This is a genomic window from Geobacillus thermodenitrificans subsp. thermodenitrificans DSM 465 (assembly GCF_000496575.1).
GTDB classification, from domain to species: Bacteria; Bacillota; Bacilli; order Bacillales; family Anoxybacillaceae; genus Geobacillus; species Geobacillus thermodenitrificans.
The window spans coordinates 60,191-78,178 of record NZ_AYKT01000012.1 but is presented as its reverse complement, the minus strand read 5'-3'; the positions used below and the strand labels follow the sequence as shown (position 1 = coordinate 78,178).

15 protein-coding genes and 1 riboswitch are annotated in these 17,988 nt (G+C 50.2%); of the genes, 11 read left to right on the top strand and 4 right to left on the bottom strand.

Features of this window, described 5'->3' with window-relative positions:
- Positions 1–121: 121 nt before the first annotated feature.
- The 4 genes from DSM465_RS20200 to DSM465_RS0112640 all read left to right on the top strand — a co-directional run bounded on the left by DSM465_RS20200 (position 122) and on the right by DSM465_RS0112640 (position 4,345).
- On the top strand, positions 122–1,780 hold the full coding sequence (locus tag DSM465_RS20200) for a helix-turn-helix transcriptional regulator (RefSeq protein ID WP_008881252.1): 1,659 nt from the start codon (positions 122–124) through the stop codon (positions 1,778–1,780).
- 278 nt (positions 1,781–2,058) lie between these two features.
- Complete coding sequence (locus DSM465_RS0112650; protein WP_008881251.1) at positions 2,059–2,460, top strand: ATP-binding protein; 402 nt, start codon at positions 2,059–2,061, stop codon at positions 2,458–2,460.
- 22 nt (positions 2,461–2,482) lie between these two features.
- Positions 2,483–2,815 (top strand): STAS domain-containing protein, encoded by a 333-nt coding sequence (locus tag DSM465_RS0112645; RefSeq protein WP_008881250.1) that lies wholly within the window; start codon positions 2,483–2,485, stop codon positions 2,813–2,815.
- Positions 2,816–2,821: 6 nt separating this feature from the next.
- Positions 2,822–4,345, top strand: a complete 1,524-nt coding sequence (locus tag DSM465_RS0112640; RefSeq protein ID WP_029761494.1) for a SpoIIE family protein phosphatase — start codon at positions 2,822–2,824, stop codon at positions 4,343–4,345.
- A gap of 102 nt (positions 4,346–4,447) precedes the next feature.
- On the opposite strand, the gene DSM465_RS0112635 is transcribed toward DSM465_RS0112640, so the two are convergent.
- A complete protein-coding gene (locus DSM465_RS0112635; RefSeq protein ID WP_029761493.1) occupies positions 4,448–5,179 on the bottom strand; it encodes a sulfite exporter TauE/SafE family protein in 732 nt (243 codons plus the stop codon).
- Between the two features lie 284 nt (positions 5,180–5,463).
- On the opposite strand from DSM465_RS0112635, the gene DSM465_RS0112630 reads away from it, so the two are divergent.
- The 7 genes from DSM465_RS0112630 (at position 5,464) to DSM465_RS0112600 (ending at position 15,637) form a co-directional block, all read left to right on the top strand.
- A complete protein-coding gene (locus DSM465_RS0112630) occupies positions 5,464–5,877 on the top strand; it encodes an RDD family protein (protein ID WP_008881247.1) in 414 nt (137 codons plus the stop codon).
- 328 nt (positions 5,878–6,205) lie between these two features.
- Positions 6,206–7,459, top strand: a complete 1,254-nt coding sequence (locus DSM465_RS0112625) for a methyl-accepting chemotaxis protein (RefSeq protein WP_008881246.1) — start codon at positions 6,206–6,208, stop codon at positions 7,457–7,459.
- A gap of 126 nt (positions 7,460–7,585) precedes the next feature.
- Positions 7,586–7,699, top strand: a riboswitch (TPP riboswitch).
- A gap of 163 nt (positions 7,700–7,862) precedes the next feature.
- Positions 7,863–9,554, top strand: coding sequence for a phosphomethylpyrimidine synthase ThiC (gene thiC, locus DSM465_RS0112620; protein WP_008881245.1), 1,692 nt, complete (start codon positions 7,863–7,865; stop codon positions 9,552–9,554).
- A 342-nt stretch (positions 9,555–9,896) separates the two neighbouring features.
- Positions 9,897–11,072, top strand: a complete 1,176-nt coding sequence (locus DSM465_RS0112615) for an aminotransferase class I/II-fold pyridoxal phosphate-dependent enzyme (protein ID WP_029761492.1) — start codon at positions 9,897–9,899, stop codon at positions 11,070–11,072.
- Positions 11,069–12,709: a thiamine pyrophosphate-binding protein gene (locus DSM465_RS0112610; RefSeq protein ID WP_029761491.1), complete on the top strand. Its 1,641-nt coding sequence runs from the start codon at positions 11,069–11,071 to the stop codon at positions 12,707–12,709. Before DSM465_RS0112615 ends, DSM465_RS0112610 begins: the two co-directional genes overlap by 4 nt.
- Positions 12,710–12,843: 134 nt before the next feature.
- Complete coding sequence (locus DSM465_RS0112605) at positions 12,844–14,325, top strand: aldehyde dehydrogenase family protein (protein WP_008881242.1); 1,482 nt, start codon at positions 12,844–12,846, stop codon at positions 14,323–14,325.
- Positions 14,326–14,479: 154 nt separating this feature from the next.
- Entirely contained in the window at positions 14,480–15,637 is a 1,158-nt protein-coding gene (locus DSM465_RS0112600; RefSeq protein WP_029761490.1) for a saccharopine dehydrogenase family protein, read from the top strand.
- 111 nt (positions 15,638–15,748) lie between these two features.
- Here the strand turns inward: DSM465_RS0112600 and DSM465_RS0112595 are convergent, their stop codons facing one another.
- The 3 genes from DSM465_RS0112595 to DSM465_RS0112585 form a co-directional block, all read right to left on the bottom strand.
- Positions 15,749–16,906, bottom strand: coding sequence for an MFS transporter (locus DSM465_RS0112595; protein ID WP_008881240.1), 1,158 nt, complete (start codon positions 16,904–16,906; stop codon positions 15,749–15,751).
- Positions 16,906–17,334, bottom strand: coding sequence for a MerR family transcriptional regulator (locus DSM465_RS0112590; protein WP_008881239.1), 429 nt, complete (start codon positions 17,332–17,334; stop codon positions 16,906–16,908). The genes DSM465_RS0112595 and DSM465_RS0112590 overlap by 1 nt, the downstream gene beginning before the upstream one ends.
- A 135-nt stretch (positions 17,335–17,469) precedes the next feature.
- Positions 17,470–17,976: a (2Fe-2S)-binding protein gene (locus DSM465_RS0112585; RefSeq protein ID WP_008881238.1), complete on the bottom strand. Its 507-nt coding sequence runs from the start codon at positions 17,974–17,976 to the stop codon at positions 17,470–17,472.
- Between the last annotated feature and the right edge of the window lie 12 nt (positions 17,977–17,988).

The window sequence follows — 17,988 nt, the reverse complement described above, 5'->3', positions numbered from 1 at the left end:
GTTCCATAGGGCGCCGCGCCGGATTGTTTTGCTTTCGGTTAAAGCAGAAACTTGATATCTTGCAGTTCATTTGTTCATAATAGATAAGGAAAAAACATAGTTTGGGAGAGTTGAGGGTGAATTGACGATTAATGATTTGTTGCAATATGTCCAAGATGCGTATGCGGCATTAACGGGGTTAAGCATGATTATTGTGGATTATGACGGCAATCCGGTAACGAAAGTATCGAATATGACCGAGCTGGCAGAGCTCGTTTTATTTGTCGAGAAAAAGGGAGTCGCCTCGTTTTTTTGCCCTCGGGAGTTAGCGATTGATGGGCGACAACGGCCGACTGTTGTACCAGCTGGGCATTTCGGATTGAAAAGCATCATTGCTCCCGTGCTTGTCGACGGGAGGGCAGAATATTGGGTTTGGGCTGGTGTGTTTGTTGAGGAAGAAACGAAAGAGTTGATTGGCGATAATGCCCAGAAGTGGACGGCGGCCATCAAACAGGCAGATGCACTGCCCGTTGGCGCGGTCGAAGCAAAGTTGAACGAAATTGAAAAGATGGCAGCCATATGTGGAGAATTAATCAGCAGCGAGCGCCGCAAACAAAAATACCATGAGTACGGACAGCTACTTAAAACAGCGGTAACCGATCATTCGGCTGTAAATCGTATGGACAAGCTGCTTCACGAGCTGCGCAAGATGGATGAGTGCCTTGATATGGCGTTGTATATCGAAAAGCGCCAGCAAGGATGGGTGGTGGCGGCAACGAACGGCGAAAAAGCCGCGCGCCTATATGGCAAAATGATCGATGAGCTGTTTCCACCGCTCTCCTTCCCTGAAATGTCGCTCTGTCCTTCTTATTTTCAAAATGTTGCGTTAGATCCACGCTTTTCGTTTTTTGTCCGTCATGGCATCCGCCCGAAAGCGATGATCATATATCCGGCGATATATGAGCAAAAAGTGGAAGGATGGGTCATTGTTGGCAGTGAGACAGCATCCTCATTGCCAGCAGCGATGAAGCCGCTTGGCGCTGCGCTCGTTCAATATGAGCATTTGCTTGTGAAATGCGCGGCCGCTGATATGAAAATGAACCGTCATTTCATGCGGTTGACAATGTTAATGGAAATTGGTCGGGCGATGCACGTCGTGCAAAATGACGAAGAAATCGTTCGCATGATGACCCAGTTTGCGCTCGAGCTTGCCTACGGCGATTTCGTTTGTACCATATTGTATGTTAATGGCAAGGCAGTCACCGTTCATGAAGGAGCGATTTCCGCTGAAATGGCGTCTTGTTACCAAGAGGATGTGCTTCGCCACTATGGACGTAGTATTAAACAGGTGGCGAAAAGTCAAGTCCCGTCTTTGCGCCAAGTAGGAGACAAAACCGTGATGGAAGTGCCGTTTTTTGTCCGTGATGGCTATTATGGCGTTCTTGCGGTTCATTTAAAAGAAACGGACGAGGCGAAAGAAGCCGAAGTGTACGTGACAGCGTTAGTGGCTGTTGGAGTGATGATGATGAATAGCGCAGCTCAAGATGGGAGCGGGCAGACAGTTAATGTTCAGATGTTGTCCGAACAGCTGACATCTCGAGAGATGGATGTGCTTGAACTGCTCGTCCAAGGTTGTAGCAACCGCGAAATTTCAGAGCGTTTGTTCATTAGTGTACATACAGTAAAAAATCACATCACGAATATTTTTCAAAAGATAGGTGTCAACGACCGGTCACAGCTGATTGCCCTTGTGTATCAGTTAAGTCATCGTCGTCATGAAGGGAGCATCATCGGACGATAAGATCCATGATGTTCCTTTTTTATCATCCTAGCCGAGGAGATTTTGTACTCAAAAGTGAAATTAAGGACTAAAAGCATAGGAAATTGGAATGTGATATGTTTTTTATTATAATGTTATTGTGGTAAATAAGAACTATTTTTGTGTAGATGGAATAATTAAGAAAGAAGAAAGCATAGCATTCCAACCTGTTTTTCCCGGCGCTAGAGTGTGCAATAGTGAAAAAGATGATATACTGCGTTTGACTGCGCGTGCAAGCACAGAAAGATAGGGGAATGCCGATGAAGCATATGATCATGATTCGAACGATGACGATCATGAAAACGGTGGACATTTTAAAAGCGATGGACATTACTGAGCAGTTGGCAAACGAGATAGGCTTTTTGCCACGCGACTGTCTCTTTCTTCGCTTGGCGACGGAGGAAGCGTGTACGAACGCATATGAATATTGTCAAAAAACAGGGAGACTACCATTTAGAATATTTTGGAAAATTGATACAAGCCAGTTTACGATTATTGTTAAGCAGCGAGGGGGATGCTTTTCTGTCGCCAAAACCGACAACGTGAACACTGGGGCGCGCGGCAGAGGGCTGCAGCTGATCGCCCATATTGTCGACGAGGTATTCGTGAAGCGAACGGGAAATAACGTCTTGCTTTGCATGTGCAAATGCAAAAAAAAATGAGTGACCATTGGAGGAAGCTAGGATGGAGACGAGACAAGGGGCAATTCGCACACTGACATGGACGGAAGATATTACATTAAATAATGTTGAATCGTTTCGTCAAGCGCTTGAACAGTTGCTGGCCGAACGGGCTGACCAGTTGATTGTTAACATGGAAGCGGTCAACTACATCAACAGCGCCGGGCTCGGCATGATTGCCGACAGCGTGATGGCGGCCAGAGCCCAGCAAAAAGAACTGGTCGTTGCCGGAGTGAAAGGGTCGCTCGCAGAAATTTTCCGTATTGTAAAATTTTATTCGTTTATGAAATTATTCGCCACGGAGAAAGAAGCAATTGATTATTTAAGCGGAGAATGACGTTTTATGATTGATGAGTTTTTGGAATATCTGCGACATCACAAAAACTTTACATGGCGGGAGTTGTTCGACAGACTTGAAAAAATGAACATGCTGTTCGGGTCGAATGATTATGTATACTGGTTGGCAGCACCGGATAAAAGAAAAATATTGTTCATTTCTTCGTCGTGTGAGCAGCTATACGGCCTGCCTCCGGCTGCCTTTTATCATGATGAGGATATATGGATGAAAATATCCTACCCCGACGACCATGCCAAAGCGGAGGCAAAATGGGCACTCCCTTGGGAATCTAAGGTGAGTACACAAACATACCGCATCGTTAATCAGCGGGACGGGTCTGTGCGTTGGGTGCTTGAGCGGATGGTTCCTGTGCTTAGTGAGGCAGAGGAAGGAAACCTGATCAGCGGCTTTGTCATGGACATCACGGAGACGAAAAGAAACAGGGACGAGATTCGGCTCGCTGAGCAAGTGTATGCGTCCATCGAACAGGCGATGCTTGTGACTGACGATGAGTTTGCCGTTCGGTTCGTCAACTCGGCGTTTACGAAAATCACCGGCCATAGTACGGAAGTCGTCGGCCAGCCGCTGCATACGCTCTATGCTGGTTATTACGCTGCCTGGTTTTACGAAGTGATCAAAAACGGAATTGAGGAAAGCGGGCAATGGCAGGGACGGGTGCGCTGGCGGCGGAAAAACGGATCGGTGTCTGTTAGGCGAACAACGGTGCGGGCTGTTCACAATCAAGAAGGGAACATTTCCTTTTACTTATTTTTGTTTTCCGGCCTGCATGAGACGCCTTATGCGGAGGCAATGAAGGATGATTTAAAGCTGGCCCGCGAAGTGCAGAAGCGTGTATTAAGCAAACCGTTGTCAGCCAATGGAATCGACATCGCTGGCACATACATTCCGTCGCAGGAGTTGGGCGGCGACATGTATGCATGGTATCAGATCGACAACCAGCGGTACGGCATTTTTTTAATGGACGTGATGGGGCATGGAGCGGCGGCTTCACTCATTTGCATGTCAGTTCGCTCGCTCCTTAACGGCATCATCCGCAAAGCGATCGTCCCACAAGCCGTGTTCTACGAGTTGAACCGTCATATGCGCCAGCTGTATCATGAAAACGGGCAGATGACGTATTATTTTACTGCTGTGTATGTCCTTGTTGATGTGAAGAAACGGATGATCGAGTATGCATCGGCCGGCCATCCGCCCGGATTTTTATTCCAACCGGACGGCACGGTATTCGAATTGGATCGCGGGTGTGCGCCGATCGGGTTGCTCCCTGGGCTTTTCGTTGATAGCGGCCAGTTGCGCTATGAGTCTGGGGCGACGCTTGTCCTGTATTCCGATGGGGCTATTGAAGGGGAGGCGGGTTCTGTCCGCCAAAATATTGAGACGTTCCGTGATACGCTAGCGCCGTATGTTTCTCTCGATGAGCGTGCGCTGTTAGCCTGCTTACGCCGTCATTTTATCCAAAAAGGATCGCTTCGGGACGATTTCTCAGCGGTGGTTGCTAAGCTTAGATAGGGGGAAAGTCGCCAATGTCAGCCGACTTGGCAGGGCTGTCATGTTGGGACTCTCCATTTGTGAGTAAAAGGATGCCCATTTTTTCGGGCATCCTTTTATATGCTATGAAAAGGCCAACAAGTTTACTCCCGCCGCAAACACAATGAAAGAAGCCAATGTTTTAATCCGTGTATGCGGCAGGCGTTCAAACCATTTCAGCCCTATGTGTACACCAGCCAATACAGCGACGGCCCCAAGCAAAAAGTACAGAACGAATGAATCGGTAAAGTTTCCATGAATCCCGTGCAAAACGATCGTAAAACTATTCATGATGACAAAGGACGCTTGAAGATTGGCATTATAGCTTTCTTTTTCTTTATAACGCATCAGAAAGTAAAAGACGAAAAAGGGGCCGCCTACGGCAAAGATCCCTCCGATTATTCCGCCGATCAAACCGATCAACATAGGAAAGATCGGCTTTTTAAACGATGGGGCATAGGCGTTTTTTTCACTCATATAAAGATAAATAACCATCCCAATGAGTACAAGGCCCAACAGTTTTCTCATGATCTCCGTCTCGCCATAGAAGGTTAGGATAAAGAATGACAATATGCGGCCTGCTAAGGCGAAACTTAAAATAGAAAGAAGGTCTTTGCCTCGAATGTGTTTTCTGAACTTGACCGCCACGTGGAACGATATGATGAGCGTCAAAGCCAACACTAATAGTGTGCTATTCTTAAAGGTTAATACCATCGGCAAAAGCCCCATAGAAAACAACCCGAAGCCAAATCCGCTTGCTCCTTGAATCAAACTGCCGACAAAAAGAATGGCAAATACGAAAATAAGTTCCCACATATGTTGTCAAGCCTTTCATAAAAAATGGCGTTGTCTACCCATGACCTCTTGCTGCTGGCCATTACGCAAAGGGAATCTTTCTAAGTTTACTATATACGAATTTTTCACCAATACTACTTTTATGAGAAACTTTTCGCCGTAGTTGGTCCGAAGTGGGCTGGGAGCTCCTGGCTCTTGGCCGGCCTTGATCGTATGGACGTCTCCCTGAGATTTAGGCTAAAATAAAGACAATTGTACTGTAGGTGATGAATACAATATAGAAAAGGTAGAAGGGGGAAAGATACATGGCAGTGACAAACCCGGCTGGATTTTGGAGGCGGCTGTTGGCAAACTTGTTAGACGCTATTGTCATCGGCATTCCGATTTCAATCATCGGCTATTTGATTACAGGTAGTGCGGAAGAGAACTGGTTTACGAATTTGGTAGAGTTGTTGTACGCCCTAATTGTTCCTGCTGTCTGGTATGGGTATACGGTCGGTAAGCGGATGATTGGCATCCGGATTGCGAAAGTGAATGGCGGCAAGGTTGGCATCGGCACGATGTTTTTGCGCTTGTTCGTTGGCGGACTTGTTTATGTTATCACGTTAGGCATCGGTCTGATCGTTAGCGCCATTATGGTGGCTGCAAGGGAAGACAAACGGTCGATTCACGATTTTATCGCCGGAACGTATGTCACAACCGAAAAGCCGACGGTGTAAATAAGGAAAAAGCGGTCTTCCAACTGGAAGCCCGCTTTTTATGTTGATGTTCAAGATAGATAAACTTCGGGGGGCAGGCGGCTTAGAAGGTCATGTGGGGAAATATCCCAGTTCTATGCCACCGGTAGCCAGAGATGGTGGGTGTCGTCGTGGAGAATCGCAAAATACGTTTCATTATAATTTTTTGGGCTAAGCATCTCCGCAATGTAATATCGGCAAAATGTTTGGATGTTCGATTAGGCACAAAGAAGGAAAACCTATGCACATTGCCGAATATGTCAATGCTGTATAAAACATTTTTAGGCGATAGAAAAAGGGGGAGAAAGGTTTGTCGTTAATGAGCTATATCATCCGCACGATGTTCGTCGTGATTCCGAGCACGGCGGTAATCGGCCTTGCGATATGTCTAGCTAACAGCATTCGCGGGGCGGCGTTTTGGTGGACGTTAGCCGCTACGTTGCTGCTTGGTGCGATTGTTGGCTTCATTTCGGCAACGCTGAATTATCGGCGGTTTGTTGCTCCAATTGCCGTCATTAACAAATACTTAAGCAAGATGACAAGTGGGGACTTAACAGTGCGCGTACCGCTCAACAGCGTGCGGCAGTTGCGGCCGATTGCCACATCGTTAAACAATATGGCGGATGCTTGGCAAGAGGTGATAGGCCGCATTCAACACCATGCGGACGAAGTGTCGCAGTTTTCCAACCAGTTAGCTACTGTTGCCGAACAGACGACGAGGGCGACAGAACAAATTGCGGCAACGATGGACGGACTTGCTTCCCATGCGGAAGAGCAGGCGAGTGCAGCCCGCGGCACAGCGGAATCCGTCAATGATATTTCCCGAACGCTCAGTGATGTTGCCCGTCAAACAAAAGAAGTGGCACACAGCGCCCAAGAAACGGCAACAAAAGCAGGGGATGGCAAGCAATCTGTGATGCAAATGTCTGAGCAAATGCAATTTATTTATGACCACGTTCAATCGCTCGGCCAAGTCGTTAAAGGGCTCGGGGAGCGATCGAACGAGATTGGACAAATTACTGAAGCGATTACGAGCATCGCGTCACAGACGAATTTACTGGCGCTCAATGCGGCGATCGAAGCGGCGCGTGCCGGTGAGCAAGGGAAAGGATTTGCCGTTGTCGCGGACGAGGTGCGGAAGTTGGCGGAGCAGTCAGCGCACTCAGCGCAGCAAATTTCCGATCTGATTAGCTACATCCAGGAAGAGACGAAGCAGGCAATCGCCTCCACGGAACGGGTCGTCGCTGAAGTGGCGCAAGGGTTGGACGTCGTCGCTGTTGCCGGTCAGTCGTTTGCCGATATTCGTGAGGCGGTCGGTCAAGTAAGCGAACAAATTGGACAAGTATCGTCTGCGATTGAACAAATGACGGGCCATGCCCGCCAGGTGGATGAGGCGTTCCAACAGATGACCAAAATTGTCGAACAGTCAGCAGCTAGTGCTGCCAATGTATCGGCAGCGACTCAAGAACAAATGGCTTCTGTTGAAGAAATTGCTTCTTCGTCGGCATCGCTCGGTCAGATGGCGGACGAGATGCGGACGATGTTAAAGCAATTTTCGGTGTGAAGCGGAAAAAAAGCGCGTTTACTGAGGAAAGAAACACGGTACATCAGTTGTGATATGGAATAAAATGGTTTGTTTATTTTCTCATTATGTAGTAAAATAAAAAAAGTCAGTCATCATTGTTATACGCTTATCTGCTAGGGGAGTCCGAGAGCCGGGCTGAGAAAAGAACGCGATGAAGTTCTTTGACCCTTTGAACCTGATCTGGGTCATGCCAGCGTAGGGAAGCAGGCAGCGGGAACAGATGGACGCTTAGACTGTTCATTTGGCCTTTTTGCCTTGATCGGGTTCCGTGTTGCGGGACCCGTTTTTATTTTTCACGGCAAAGAGCGGCTCGTTTTTGCCTTTGCTTCGGCTGGCTTGGCCTCGGATCCTAAACCATCGTTGATTTAGAGGGGGAATCCGTATGGAAAACATTCGCTCGTTTATGTCATTTCCAGCCAGCCGGAAAGTGTACGTCGAAGGATCACGGCCGGACGTGCGCGTGCCGATGAGAGAAATCGCGTTATCACCGACGAAGACACCGCAAGGAGAGGTGGAAAACAAACCGGTGCGCGTCTATGACACAACCGGTCCATACACAGATCCTGATTTTGAGCCGAATGTAGAAAAAGGATTGCCGCTTCTTCGCCGCAACTGGATTGTTGAGCGAGGCGATGTCGAAGAAACGGAGCCACAGTCCACCGCCGGCCGTGCGGCGTCGCTTCCGTTTGCACGACGTCCGCTGCGGGCGAAGCCGGGGAAAGTGGTCACGCAAATGCATTACGCCAAAAAAGGAATCATTACACCGGAAATGGAATTTGTCGCGATTCGCGAACAAATCGACCCGGAAATCGTCCGCCAGGAGGTTGCCGCTGGCCGAGCGATCATCCCTTCGAATATTAATCATCCAGAAAGCGAACCGATGATCATCGGCCGCCGTTTTCATGTAAAAATTAACGCCAACATCGGCAACTCAGCTGTTTCTTCCTCGATTGAGAATGAAGTGGAAAAACTGCTGTGGGCGGTACGCTGGGGTGCTGATACGGTGATGGATTTGTCGACCGGCAAACAAATTCACGAAACGCGTGAATACATTATCCGCAATTCGCCAGTTCCAATCGGAACAGTGCCGATTTATCAGGCGCTTGAGAAAGTAGGCGGTGTACCAGAGAAGTTGACATGGGACGTGTACCGCGAGACATTGATTGAGCAGGCTGAACAAGGGGTTGACTACATGACGATCCACGCTGGTGTGCGGCTTCATTACATTCCGCTCACCGTCAATCGGACGACCGGCATCGTCTCACGTGGCGGCTCAATCATCGCGCAATGGTGTTTGGCCCACCATGAAGAAAACTTCTTATATACGCATTTTGAAGAAATATGCGAGATTTTAAAACAATACGATGTTGCCATTTCGCTTGGTGACGGCTTGCGCCCGGGGTCCATTGCTGATGCAAACGACGAGGCACAGTTTGCTGAACTTGAGACGCTCGGTGAGCTGACGAAAATCGCTTGGGAGCATGACGTGCAAGTCATGATTGAAGGACCGGGGCATATTCCGATGCAGAAAATCCGCGAAAACGTCGAGCGAGAACAAGAGCTTTGTCATGGTGCACCGTTTTATACGTTAGGGCCGCTTGTCACCGACATTGCGCCGGGATACGACCACATCACGTCGGCGATTGGCGCCGCGATCATCGGTGCCTACGGGACGTCCATGCTTTGCTATGTGACGCCGAAAGAACATTTAGGGTTACCAAATAAAGAGGATGTGCGCGTCGGGGTCGTTACATATAAAATCGCCGCCCACGCCGCCGATTTGGCGAAAGGTCACCCAGCCGCCCAGCAGCGCGACGATGCGCTCTCGAAAGCGCGCTTTGAGTTTCGCTGGAATGACCAGTTCAACTTATCGCTCGATCCGGAGCGGGCTCGCGAGTATCATGATGAAACATTGCCGGCTGAGGCGGCGAAAACCGCTCATTTTTGCTCGATGTGCGGGCCGAAATTTTGCTCGATGAACATCTCACACGAGCTGCAACGGAAAATCAAAGAAGAAGGAATGAAAGAAAAGGCGAACGAATTTGTGCGCGGCGGTTCATCGCTGTATCGGTAAGGAGAGGATACGTTTTGTATACCGGACGTTAACTAGGCGTCCGGTTTTTCTTTTATGCTTATAAAGCGGTAGTGTAGATGGGGGTGAGAAAAGCAACGAAAGGGAGCTCCTTCCATTCGATCGATATTCTAATTATTTGAAATGAATAATAAAATGATTTACGAGAGGAGATGAGCTAGACGAGACAAATGATACATGTTCACCAAAGCAACAGTTCCATCGTTCAGAGAGGGCAGTTGCCAAACAACGGTGAGTGATGATCCGGCTCCAGCCAGCATCGAACACCCTGTCGTTTGCTTGTTCCGCGCCTCAAACAATCGAATCGAAGGGGGAGAGGCCGCGATGAAGATGGCTTCCGACCTTGTGAGAAGAATGCCGCCGTATTTATTTTCGGACTTTGAGCGAAAAAAGGTCGAGCTTGCGAAAAAAGGGGTTGATGTCATCGATTTAGGCATCGGGGCGCCAGATTTGCCGCCGCCGTCGTTTCTTATTGAGACGCTGAAACGCGAGCTGGATGACCCACGCAATTATACGTATTCTCCGTACGCCGGCTGCCGCGAATATCGCGAAGCCGTTGCTGACTTTTATGAGCGGCAGTATGGTGTCAAGCTTGACCCAGACACTGAAGTGCTCGCTTTGATTGGCTCAAAAGAAGGCATTGTCCATCTATTGCAGGCGCTGATTGATCCGGGGGATGCAGTGCTTGTTCCGAACCCGGGCTATCCGGTGTATCGAACTGCTATTCACCTTGCCCGAGGCACGCCGATCGACTTGCCGCTGGATGCAGCCCGTGACTACGCACCACAATTTTCCGCTATTGCTCCATCCACTTATGATCGAGTCAATATCATGCTATTAAACTATCCAAGCAATCCAACAGCATCATTAGCCACCATCGATGTTTTCATAGAAGCAGTCATGCTTGCAAAAAAACATCGTTTTCTTATCGCCCATGATTCAGCCTATTCATTATTGACATTCGGTGATGCCTTTGCTCCGAGCGTGCTGCAAGTTGACGGTGCCAAAGAAGTAGCCATCGAATTTGGATCTTTATCGAAAAGCTATAACATGGCTGGTTGCCGCATCGGTTATATCGTCGGCAATAAGGAGGTCATTCGGGCGCTCTCCATCTTGAAAAGCAATATTGATACGTGTCAATTTTTGGCGGTGCAAAAAGCAGCGGCCGTTGCATTGCGGAGCGGAGATGAAGCCGCAAAGGAGAACAGCCGCATTTATGAAGAGCGGATGAAGGCAATGACGGTTGCACTTTGGCAAATAGGCGTGCCCGTTCAGCCGCCTCGAGCGACGTTTTTTCTTTGGGTGCCAACGGCGGTCGGTTACTCTTCCGCTCAGTTCGCCGCTCGGTTGCTTGATGAGGCCGGGGTGATCGTTACACCAGGGACGGCGTTTGGTTCAGCAGGGGAAGGGTATGTGCGCATATCGCTCGCCGCTCCGAAGGAACGGCTGCTCGAAGCCGTTCGGCGCTGGAAAGCGATTGAATGGGAGGGACGGCCATGAAAAAGCGGGTGATGCGTGGCCTTTCTGTCCCGCAAGCGATTGTCGAATGCTTAAAACAAGAGCGTATTTCTCATTTGTTTGGCGTGCCGGGAGAAAGTTATTTGCCGCTGTTGGATGCGTTGTACGATGAACCAACCCTTCAGTTCATTTCTGCCCGCCATGAAGGAGGGGCGGCGTTTATGGCTGAAGCGTATGCGAAAGCGTCCGGCAAACCAGGTGTCGTCTTAGCGACGCGCGGAGTCGGAGCGTCTAATTTGGCCATCGGGGTTCATACAGCACGTCAAGATTCGACCCCGCTTGTCGTCCTGTTAGGACAAGTGCATCGCCGATTCCGTGGTCGTGAGGGATTTCAAGAAGTAGAACTAGACGAATGGTTTCGGCCGCTTGCGAAATGGGCAGTCGAAATCACCGACCCCGAGCGCGTTCCAGAACTCGTGCAACGGGCATTTCGGGTGGCGAAAACGGGACGACCTGGTCCGGTTGTCGTCTCTATTCCTGAGGATGTGTTTGCGTCAACGGTTGCTGAGGCGGTGTTGATGACGATGGATGTGCCGCGCCCAGCCCCAGCGGATGATGAGGTGAAGCGGATTGAAGCGGCACTCGCTGCTGCCCGTCGGCCGCTCATTGTCGCCGGTGGCGGGGTGAAGCGGGGGCGCGCTGAGCAGGCGCTGCGTCGCGTCGCTGAACAATATTCCCTTCCGGTTGCTGCCGCATTCCGCCGCCATGACGTGTTTCCGCATGACCATCCGCTTTATGTCGGCCATCTCGGTCTTGGCGCACCGGCAGCTGTCGTTGAGACGGCCAAGCAGGCGGATGTTATTTTGGCGGTTGGAACGCGGTTGGCGGAAGTAACAACGCAAGATTATACATGGCCGCTGCCGCATCAGATGCTCATCCATATCGATATCGACGAGGAGGCGCTTGGCAAAGTGTTTTCAGCGGACATCGCCGTTGCGGCCGATGCCCACGAGGCGTTGTGTGCACTGTTAGGGCGGCATATCGTCCCGACGTGGAATGAATGGGTCTTGGAGCGCCGACAAGCTTATGAAGAAACAGCGAGGCTGCCGCAGCCGCCAAGAAACGTGCAAGAAGCCATCATCGCTCAGCTACAAGCGCAGTTGCCGGACGATGGAATGATTACGAACGATGCCGGCAATTTTGCCGGCTGGCTGCACACCTTTTTCTCCTTCAAGGAACAGCATATGTATATTGGCCCAACATCAGGAGCGATGGGATACGGGCTGCCGGCGGCCATCGGCGCGAAGCTCGCCCATCCGGAACGGCCGGCCGTTTCGTTGTCAGGAGATGGTGGGTTTCTCATGACGGCGGCCGAACTCGAGACGGCGTCCCGTTATGGCGTCCCGGTCATCAGTCTCGTGTTTAACAACCGGATGTATGGGACTATTCGTATGTATCAAGAGCTTCAGTTCCCAGGACGAGTGGTCGGCAGCGGACTAGGTGAGGTGTCGTTTGCCAGATTGGCTAGGGCATTAGGTGCCAACGGTGTTACGGTGGAGACAGCCGATGAGTTTGCCGCTGCCTTTAAGCAGGCGCTCACTGCGACGAAACCAACCGTGATTGAGGTGATGACGGAGCCGGAACAACTGTCTGTGACGATGAGACTGTCAGACAGATGAAAACATTGGAGAAGAGTTTCCGCATTGAGACCGAGATAGCCCATGAATCATGCAATGAAAAGGACAGCTGTAGCAAAGTAACAGCGAAACGACATCTACTCGTACAGCGAATCAATAGACAAAGGAGGATGACGATGAAGGCGTTGAACTTTATTAATGGAAAATGGCAACCGGCTTTGAGCGGCCAATGGGCGCCGGTGATCAATCCGGCAAATGGGGAAACGATCGGTGAAGTAGCATTATCTGCAGCGGCTGATGTCGATGCTGCTGTCAAAGCGGCAAAAGCGGCGCAAAAGAAATGGGCGCTCGTGCCGGCTCCGAAACGAGCGGACGTATTATATAAAGTCGGTTTGTTGCTGAAGGAGCGGAAAGAACAGCTTGCTCGGCTGCTGACAATGGAAATGGGGAAAGTGATCGAAGAGGCGCGCGGCGAAGTGCAAGAAGGCATCGATATGGCGTTTTACATGGCGGGGGAGGGACGACGGTTGTTCGGCGATACGACCCCGTCTGAGCTAAAAGACAAGTTTGCCATGAGCGTTCGGGTGCCGGTCGGGGTTGTCGGCATCATCACCCCATGGAATTTTCCGATTGCTATCGCGACATGGAAATCGTTCCCGGCCATTGTCGCCGGCAACGCTGTCGTCTGGAAACCGGCACTTGAAACACCGTTTATGGCGCGCGAGCTGGCAGCGATTTTCACCGAAGCCGGTCTGCCGGATGGGGTGTTTAACGTTGTTCACGGCGACGGCCCGACGGCAGGGAACGCGCTTGTTGAGCATCCGGACGTTCCGGTCATTTCATTTACGGGCTCGAATGAAGTCGGCCGTCAGATTGCCGAGAAGTGCGGGCGCCTGTTGAAAAAAGTGTCGCTCGAAATGGGTGGGAAAAACGCTGTGATCGTCATGGATGACGCAGATTTGACGTTGGCGGTTGACGGTATTGTTTGGAGTGCGTTCGGCACATCGGGGCAGCGGTGCACGGCGTGCAGCCGAGTTATTGTCCATGAGCGGGTGAAACAAGAGCTCGAGTGGCGTCTGCTTGAAGCGGTGAAGACGTTGAAAATCGGTGACGGGCTGGATGAAACAGTCAAAGTTGGTCCGGTTATCCATGAAGAAGCGCTGCAAAAAATCGAACGCTATGTGCACATCGGCCGAGAAGAAGGAGCGAAACTGCTTGTTGGCGGCCATATATTGAGCGATGGAGACTATGCACGCGGCTTTTATTACGCACCGACGATTTTCACTGACGTCACGCCCGACATGCGTATCGCCCGCGAAGAAATTTTCGGCCCGGTTGTGTCGATCATTTCCGTCCGCAGTTTGGATGAAGCGATCGCTGTTAACAATTGTGTCGACTACGGATTGTCCAGCGCTATTTTCACTCGTGATGTCAACAATGTGTTCCGGGCGATGCGCGATTTGGATACCGGCATTGTGTATGTCAATGCAGGGACAACGGGTGCAGAAATTCATTTGCCGTTTGGCGGCACAAAGGGGACAGGAAACGGTCACCGTGATTCCGGTGTCGCTGCGCTTGATGTATTCACTGAATGGAGAAGCATTTATGTCGATTTCAGTGGCAAGCTGCAACGGGCACAAATCGATACGGATGATTGAACTGTTCAGTCGTCTTTATAGTTAGTGAAAGAGAAGTGAGCATCAACGCCAAACATTGATGGTGAATGAAAGCAGTAGCTGCGATAAAGACGAACAAAAGCAGCAGTCATGTAAGCAGATGGAAAAGAATCCGTGATAGAGGAGGGAATGAATGGTGAAGGTGCTCGTGCTTGGTGCGGGGCTGATGGGGAAAGAAGCTGCACGCGATTTAGTGCAAAGTGAAGACGTTGAGGCAGTGACGCTGGCTGATGTCGATTTGGCCAAGGCAGAGCAGACGGTACGCCACCTTCAGTCTGAGAAACTTGTTGCCTTGCGGGTGGATGCTGGGGATCAACAGCAGCTGTCCACCTTAATGAAAGGACATGATGTGGTCGTCAACGCCTTGTTTTACCGGTTTAACGAAACAGTGGCGAAAACGGCGATTGCCACAGGCGTCCATTCTGTCGATTTAGGGGGGCATATCGGCCATATTACCGACCGGGTGCTTGAACTCCATGACCAAGCCCAGAAAGCTGGGGTGACGATCATCCCCGATCTGGGCGTCGCGCCAGGAATGATCAACATTTTATCCGGTTACGGGGCAAATCAGCTCGATGAGGTTGAATCCATCCAACTGTACGTCGGCGGCATTCCCGTTCAGCCCGAACCGCCGCTTGAGTATAACCATGTGTTTTCGTTAGAAGGGCTTCTCGACCATTACACCGATCCGTCTTTAATTATTCGCGATGGTAAAAAGCAAGAAGTGCCATCTCTGTCTGAGGTTGAACCGATTTATTTCGAACGGTTCGGCCCGCTTGAAGCGTTTCATACATCAGGAGGGACGTCGACGCTGTCACGCTCGTTTCCGAATTTGAAACGGCTTGAATATAAAACGATCCGCTATCGTGGCCATGCGGAAAAATTCAAGCTCCTCGTTGACTTGAATTTGACGCGCAACGATGTCGAGGTGGAAGTAGGCGGCCACAAAGTTAAACCGCGTGACGTGCTGCTTGCGGTATTGACTCCGATGCTTGATTTAAGAGGTAAAGATGATGTCGTCTTGCTTCGGGTGATTGTCGGTGGACGGAAAGACGGAAAAGAAACGGTGTTTGAATATGAAACGATCACGTTCAACGATAGCGAACGTAAGGTGACGGCGATGGCGCGCACGACCGCTTATACGATTTCCGTCGTCGCCCAGCTTATCGGCCGAGGGCTGATTACGAAACGCGGCGTCTATCCGCCTGAGCAAATCGTTCCCGGGAATGTGTACATCGACGAAATGAAAAAACGAGGAGTGGTGATTAACGAGAAGAAAACGGTTCGCTTATGAAAAAAGCATCATAGAGTGATGATAAGAGATGATGACAATGATCCGAATAAAAACACGCCTGTTTCTCACCGAGAAACGGGCGTGTTTTCGTTTTGTCCGCAACGGTTGCTTTTATACAGTTTTCGTTGCCGATGGCTCCCGTTTGCGCCAGGCAAGGAAAAGGAATGCAACAAGCGACAGCGCCATGGCGATCATAAACGGCGCCTTTGCGGAAACGGCGTGACCGATGACGCCAGATAGCACCGGAGCGATGGCCGCCCCCATCCAGCGAACGAAGTTGTACATGCCGGAAGTGACGCCGCGTTCATACGGCGATGTTTCCATCACATAGCCTGTAAACAAGGCGTTGTTTAAGCCGGATACAAGGCCCGACAAAATGATAAGGACGATCATGAACCATGTTTGTTCAGCGACCGCTAAAAGCAGCAATAAAACGGCAAACAGCAATAAGCTGTAAGGCAATATTTGTTTCGGTTCGTATTTTGTTTCAAGTCGGTGGGCCAACGCTGCCGATCCGTAGGCGAGGCAAAGCCCCCAGCCGAAAAAGACAAGACCGATTTGAATCGCCGATAACTTAATGACCAGAGGCGAATAGGCCAAAACAACGAAAAAGCCGTAATAATAAAGCATCCCGCCGATCGCCCCTTTTAAAAACGGCGGAAAGGCGAGCAGATGCCGCATTTCCTGCCATCCGACTGCTTTTTTCGGTTTTCCTTTGTTTGGATCATACACAAAAAATGCGACAAGCAAAAAGGCGATAAAAATGAGCACGCTTGTGCCGATAAACGGGTAGCGCCATGAATGTTGGCCCAGCAGTCCACCGATGAGCGGACCACCGGCCATGCCGAGGCCGATCGCCGCCTCATACAAGCCGACAGCGGTGCTTGCCTGCGGCGTCAAAGCGATTAACAGTGTCATAGCCGTTGCAAAAAAGGTGGCATTGCCAAGCCCCCAACCGGCGCGGAAGATCGACAGTTGTGGGATGTCGGCGGCAAAACCGCACAATAATGAGAAAATCGTGACAAGGCCAAGTCCGATCACCATCATTTGTTTATCACCAACGCGGCTGACGACAAGTCCAACGGGAATCATCATGACCGCCATCGTAAAAATATAGGCGGTAAACAACATTTCCACTTGCCAGTGGGTCGCGCCGATGCTTTCGGCGATGACCGGCAAAATCGGATCGACGACCCCGATACCCATAAACGCCAAAAAGGCGGCGGCAACGGTAATCCAGCGCGCCCGTGTTTGTTTTCTTTCCTCCACTATTCTTCTCTCCTCTCTTCTAGAATGGCGTCTATTTGCTCTGCCATTTGTTTCAGTTCTTGTTTCAGTGTCGCCATTTTCTTCATTTTGTCATCAAGCATGGCAATTTGTTGGTGCAACCCGGCGGCCATTTGTTCGAGTTCACGCTGCTGTTCGCTGCTAACGATGGCTTGGCGGTATTCTGCTCGATGCGTCTCAATTTTTTCTTTCAATGTTAAAAAGTGCTGTAACTCCTGCAGCGAAAAACCGAGCACTTCGCGGGCGGCGACGATGTTTTTCAGCTGCTCGATATCTTCCTGCGTATAAAGGCGTGTGCCGCCCTCACTCCGTGCCGGCGGCTTGATCAAGCCGATTTCTTCATAATAGCGGATCGCCCGCTTTGTTAAGCCGGTCGCTTTGGCGACGTCATCAATTTTCAATCGTTCCATCCTGGGCCCTCACTTTCGCGTGATCGCGATACACGGTGTTTTCTACAGATATAACGTTAACGTGAACGTTATATTTTTGTCAATAGGTATTTGGAATGGGATGGAAAAATCATCGCACAAAAAAGGATATCCCTGCTAGACTCGGGATATCCGGTTATGTGAGGGCTGTATGTCCGTTTTTTTGGCTTGAAGCGCTTCTTTCACCGCCGCCTCGATTTCTTGATAGCTCGTGCAGCGACAAATATTTGACTGCAGCCATTCTTGAATCGTTGACTGATCAGCGTTTGGATGCTGCTCGATGAGCGCATGGATGTTCATAATAAAGCCAGGCGTGCAATAGCCGCATTGAAAGGCGAAGTGACGGACAAAGGCGTGCTGAATAGGAGTATCGCGGAGCCCCTCGATTGTGGTAATTTCTTTACCAACAGTCTCAATAGCAAGCATCATGCACGATTTGATTGGTGTGCCGTTGACTAAGACAGTACAGGCACCGCAGTCGCCATTTAAACAGCCGGGTTTGGTCCCGGTCAGTCCGAGCTCGTCCCGCAAGACGAATAGTAGTGTTTCGGCTTGACGGGTGATGACCGTTCGTTGTTCTCCGTTAATGTGCAACACGAGCTCACATTTGGTCGTTTCTTCCATGTCCGTATGTTG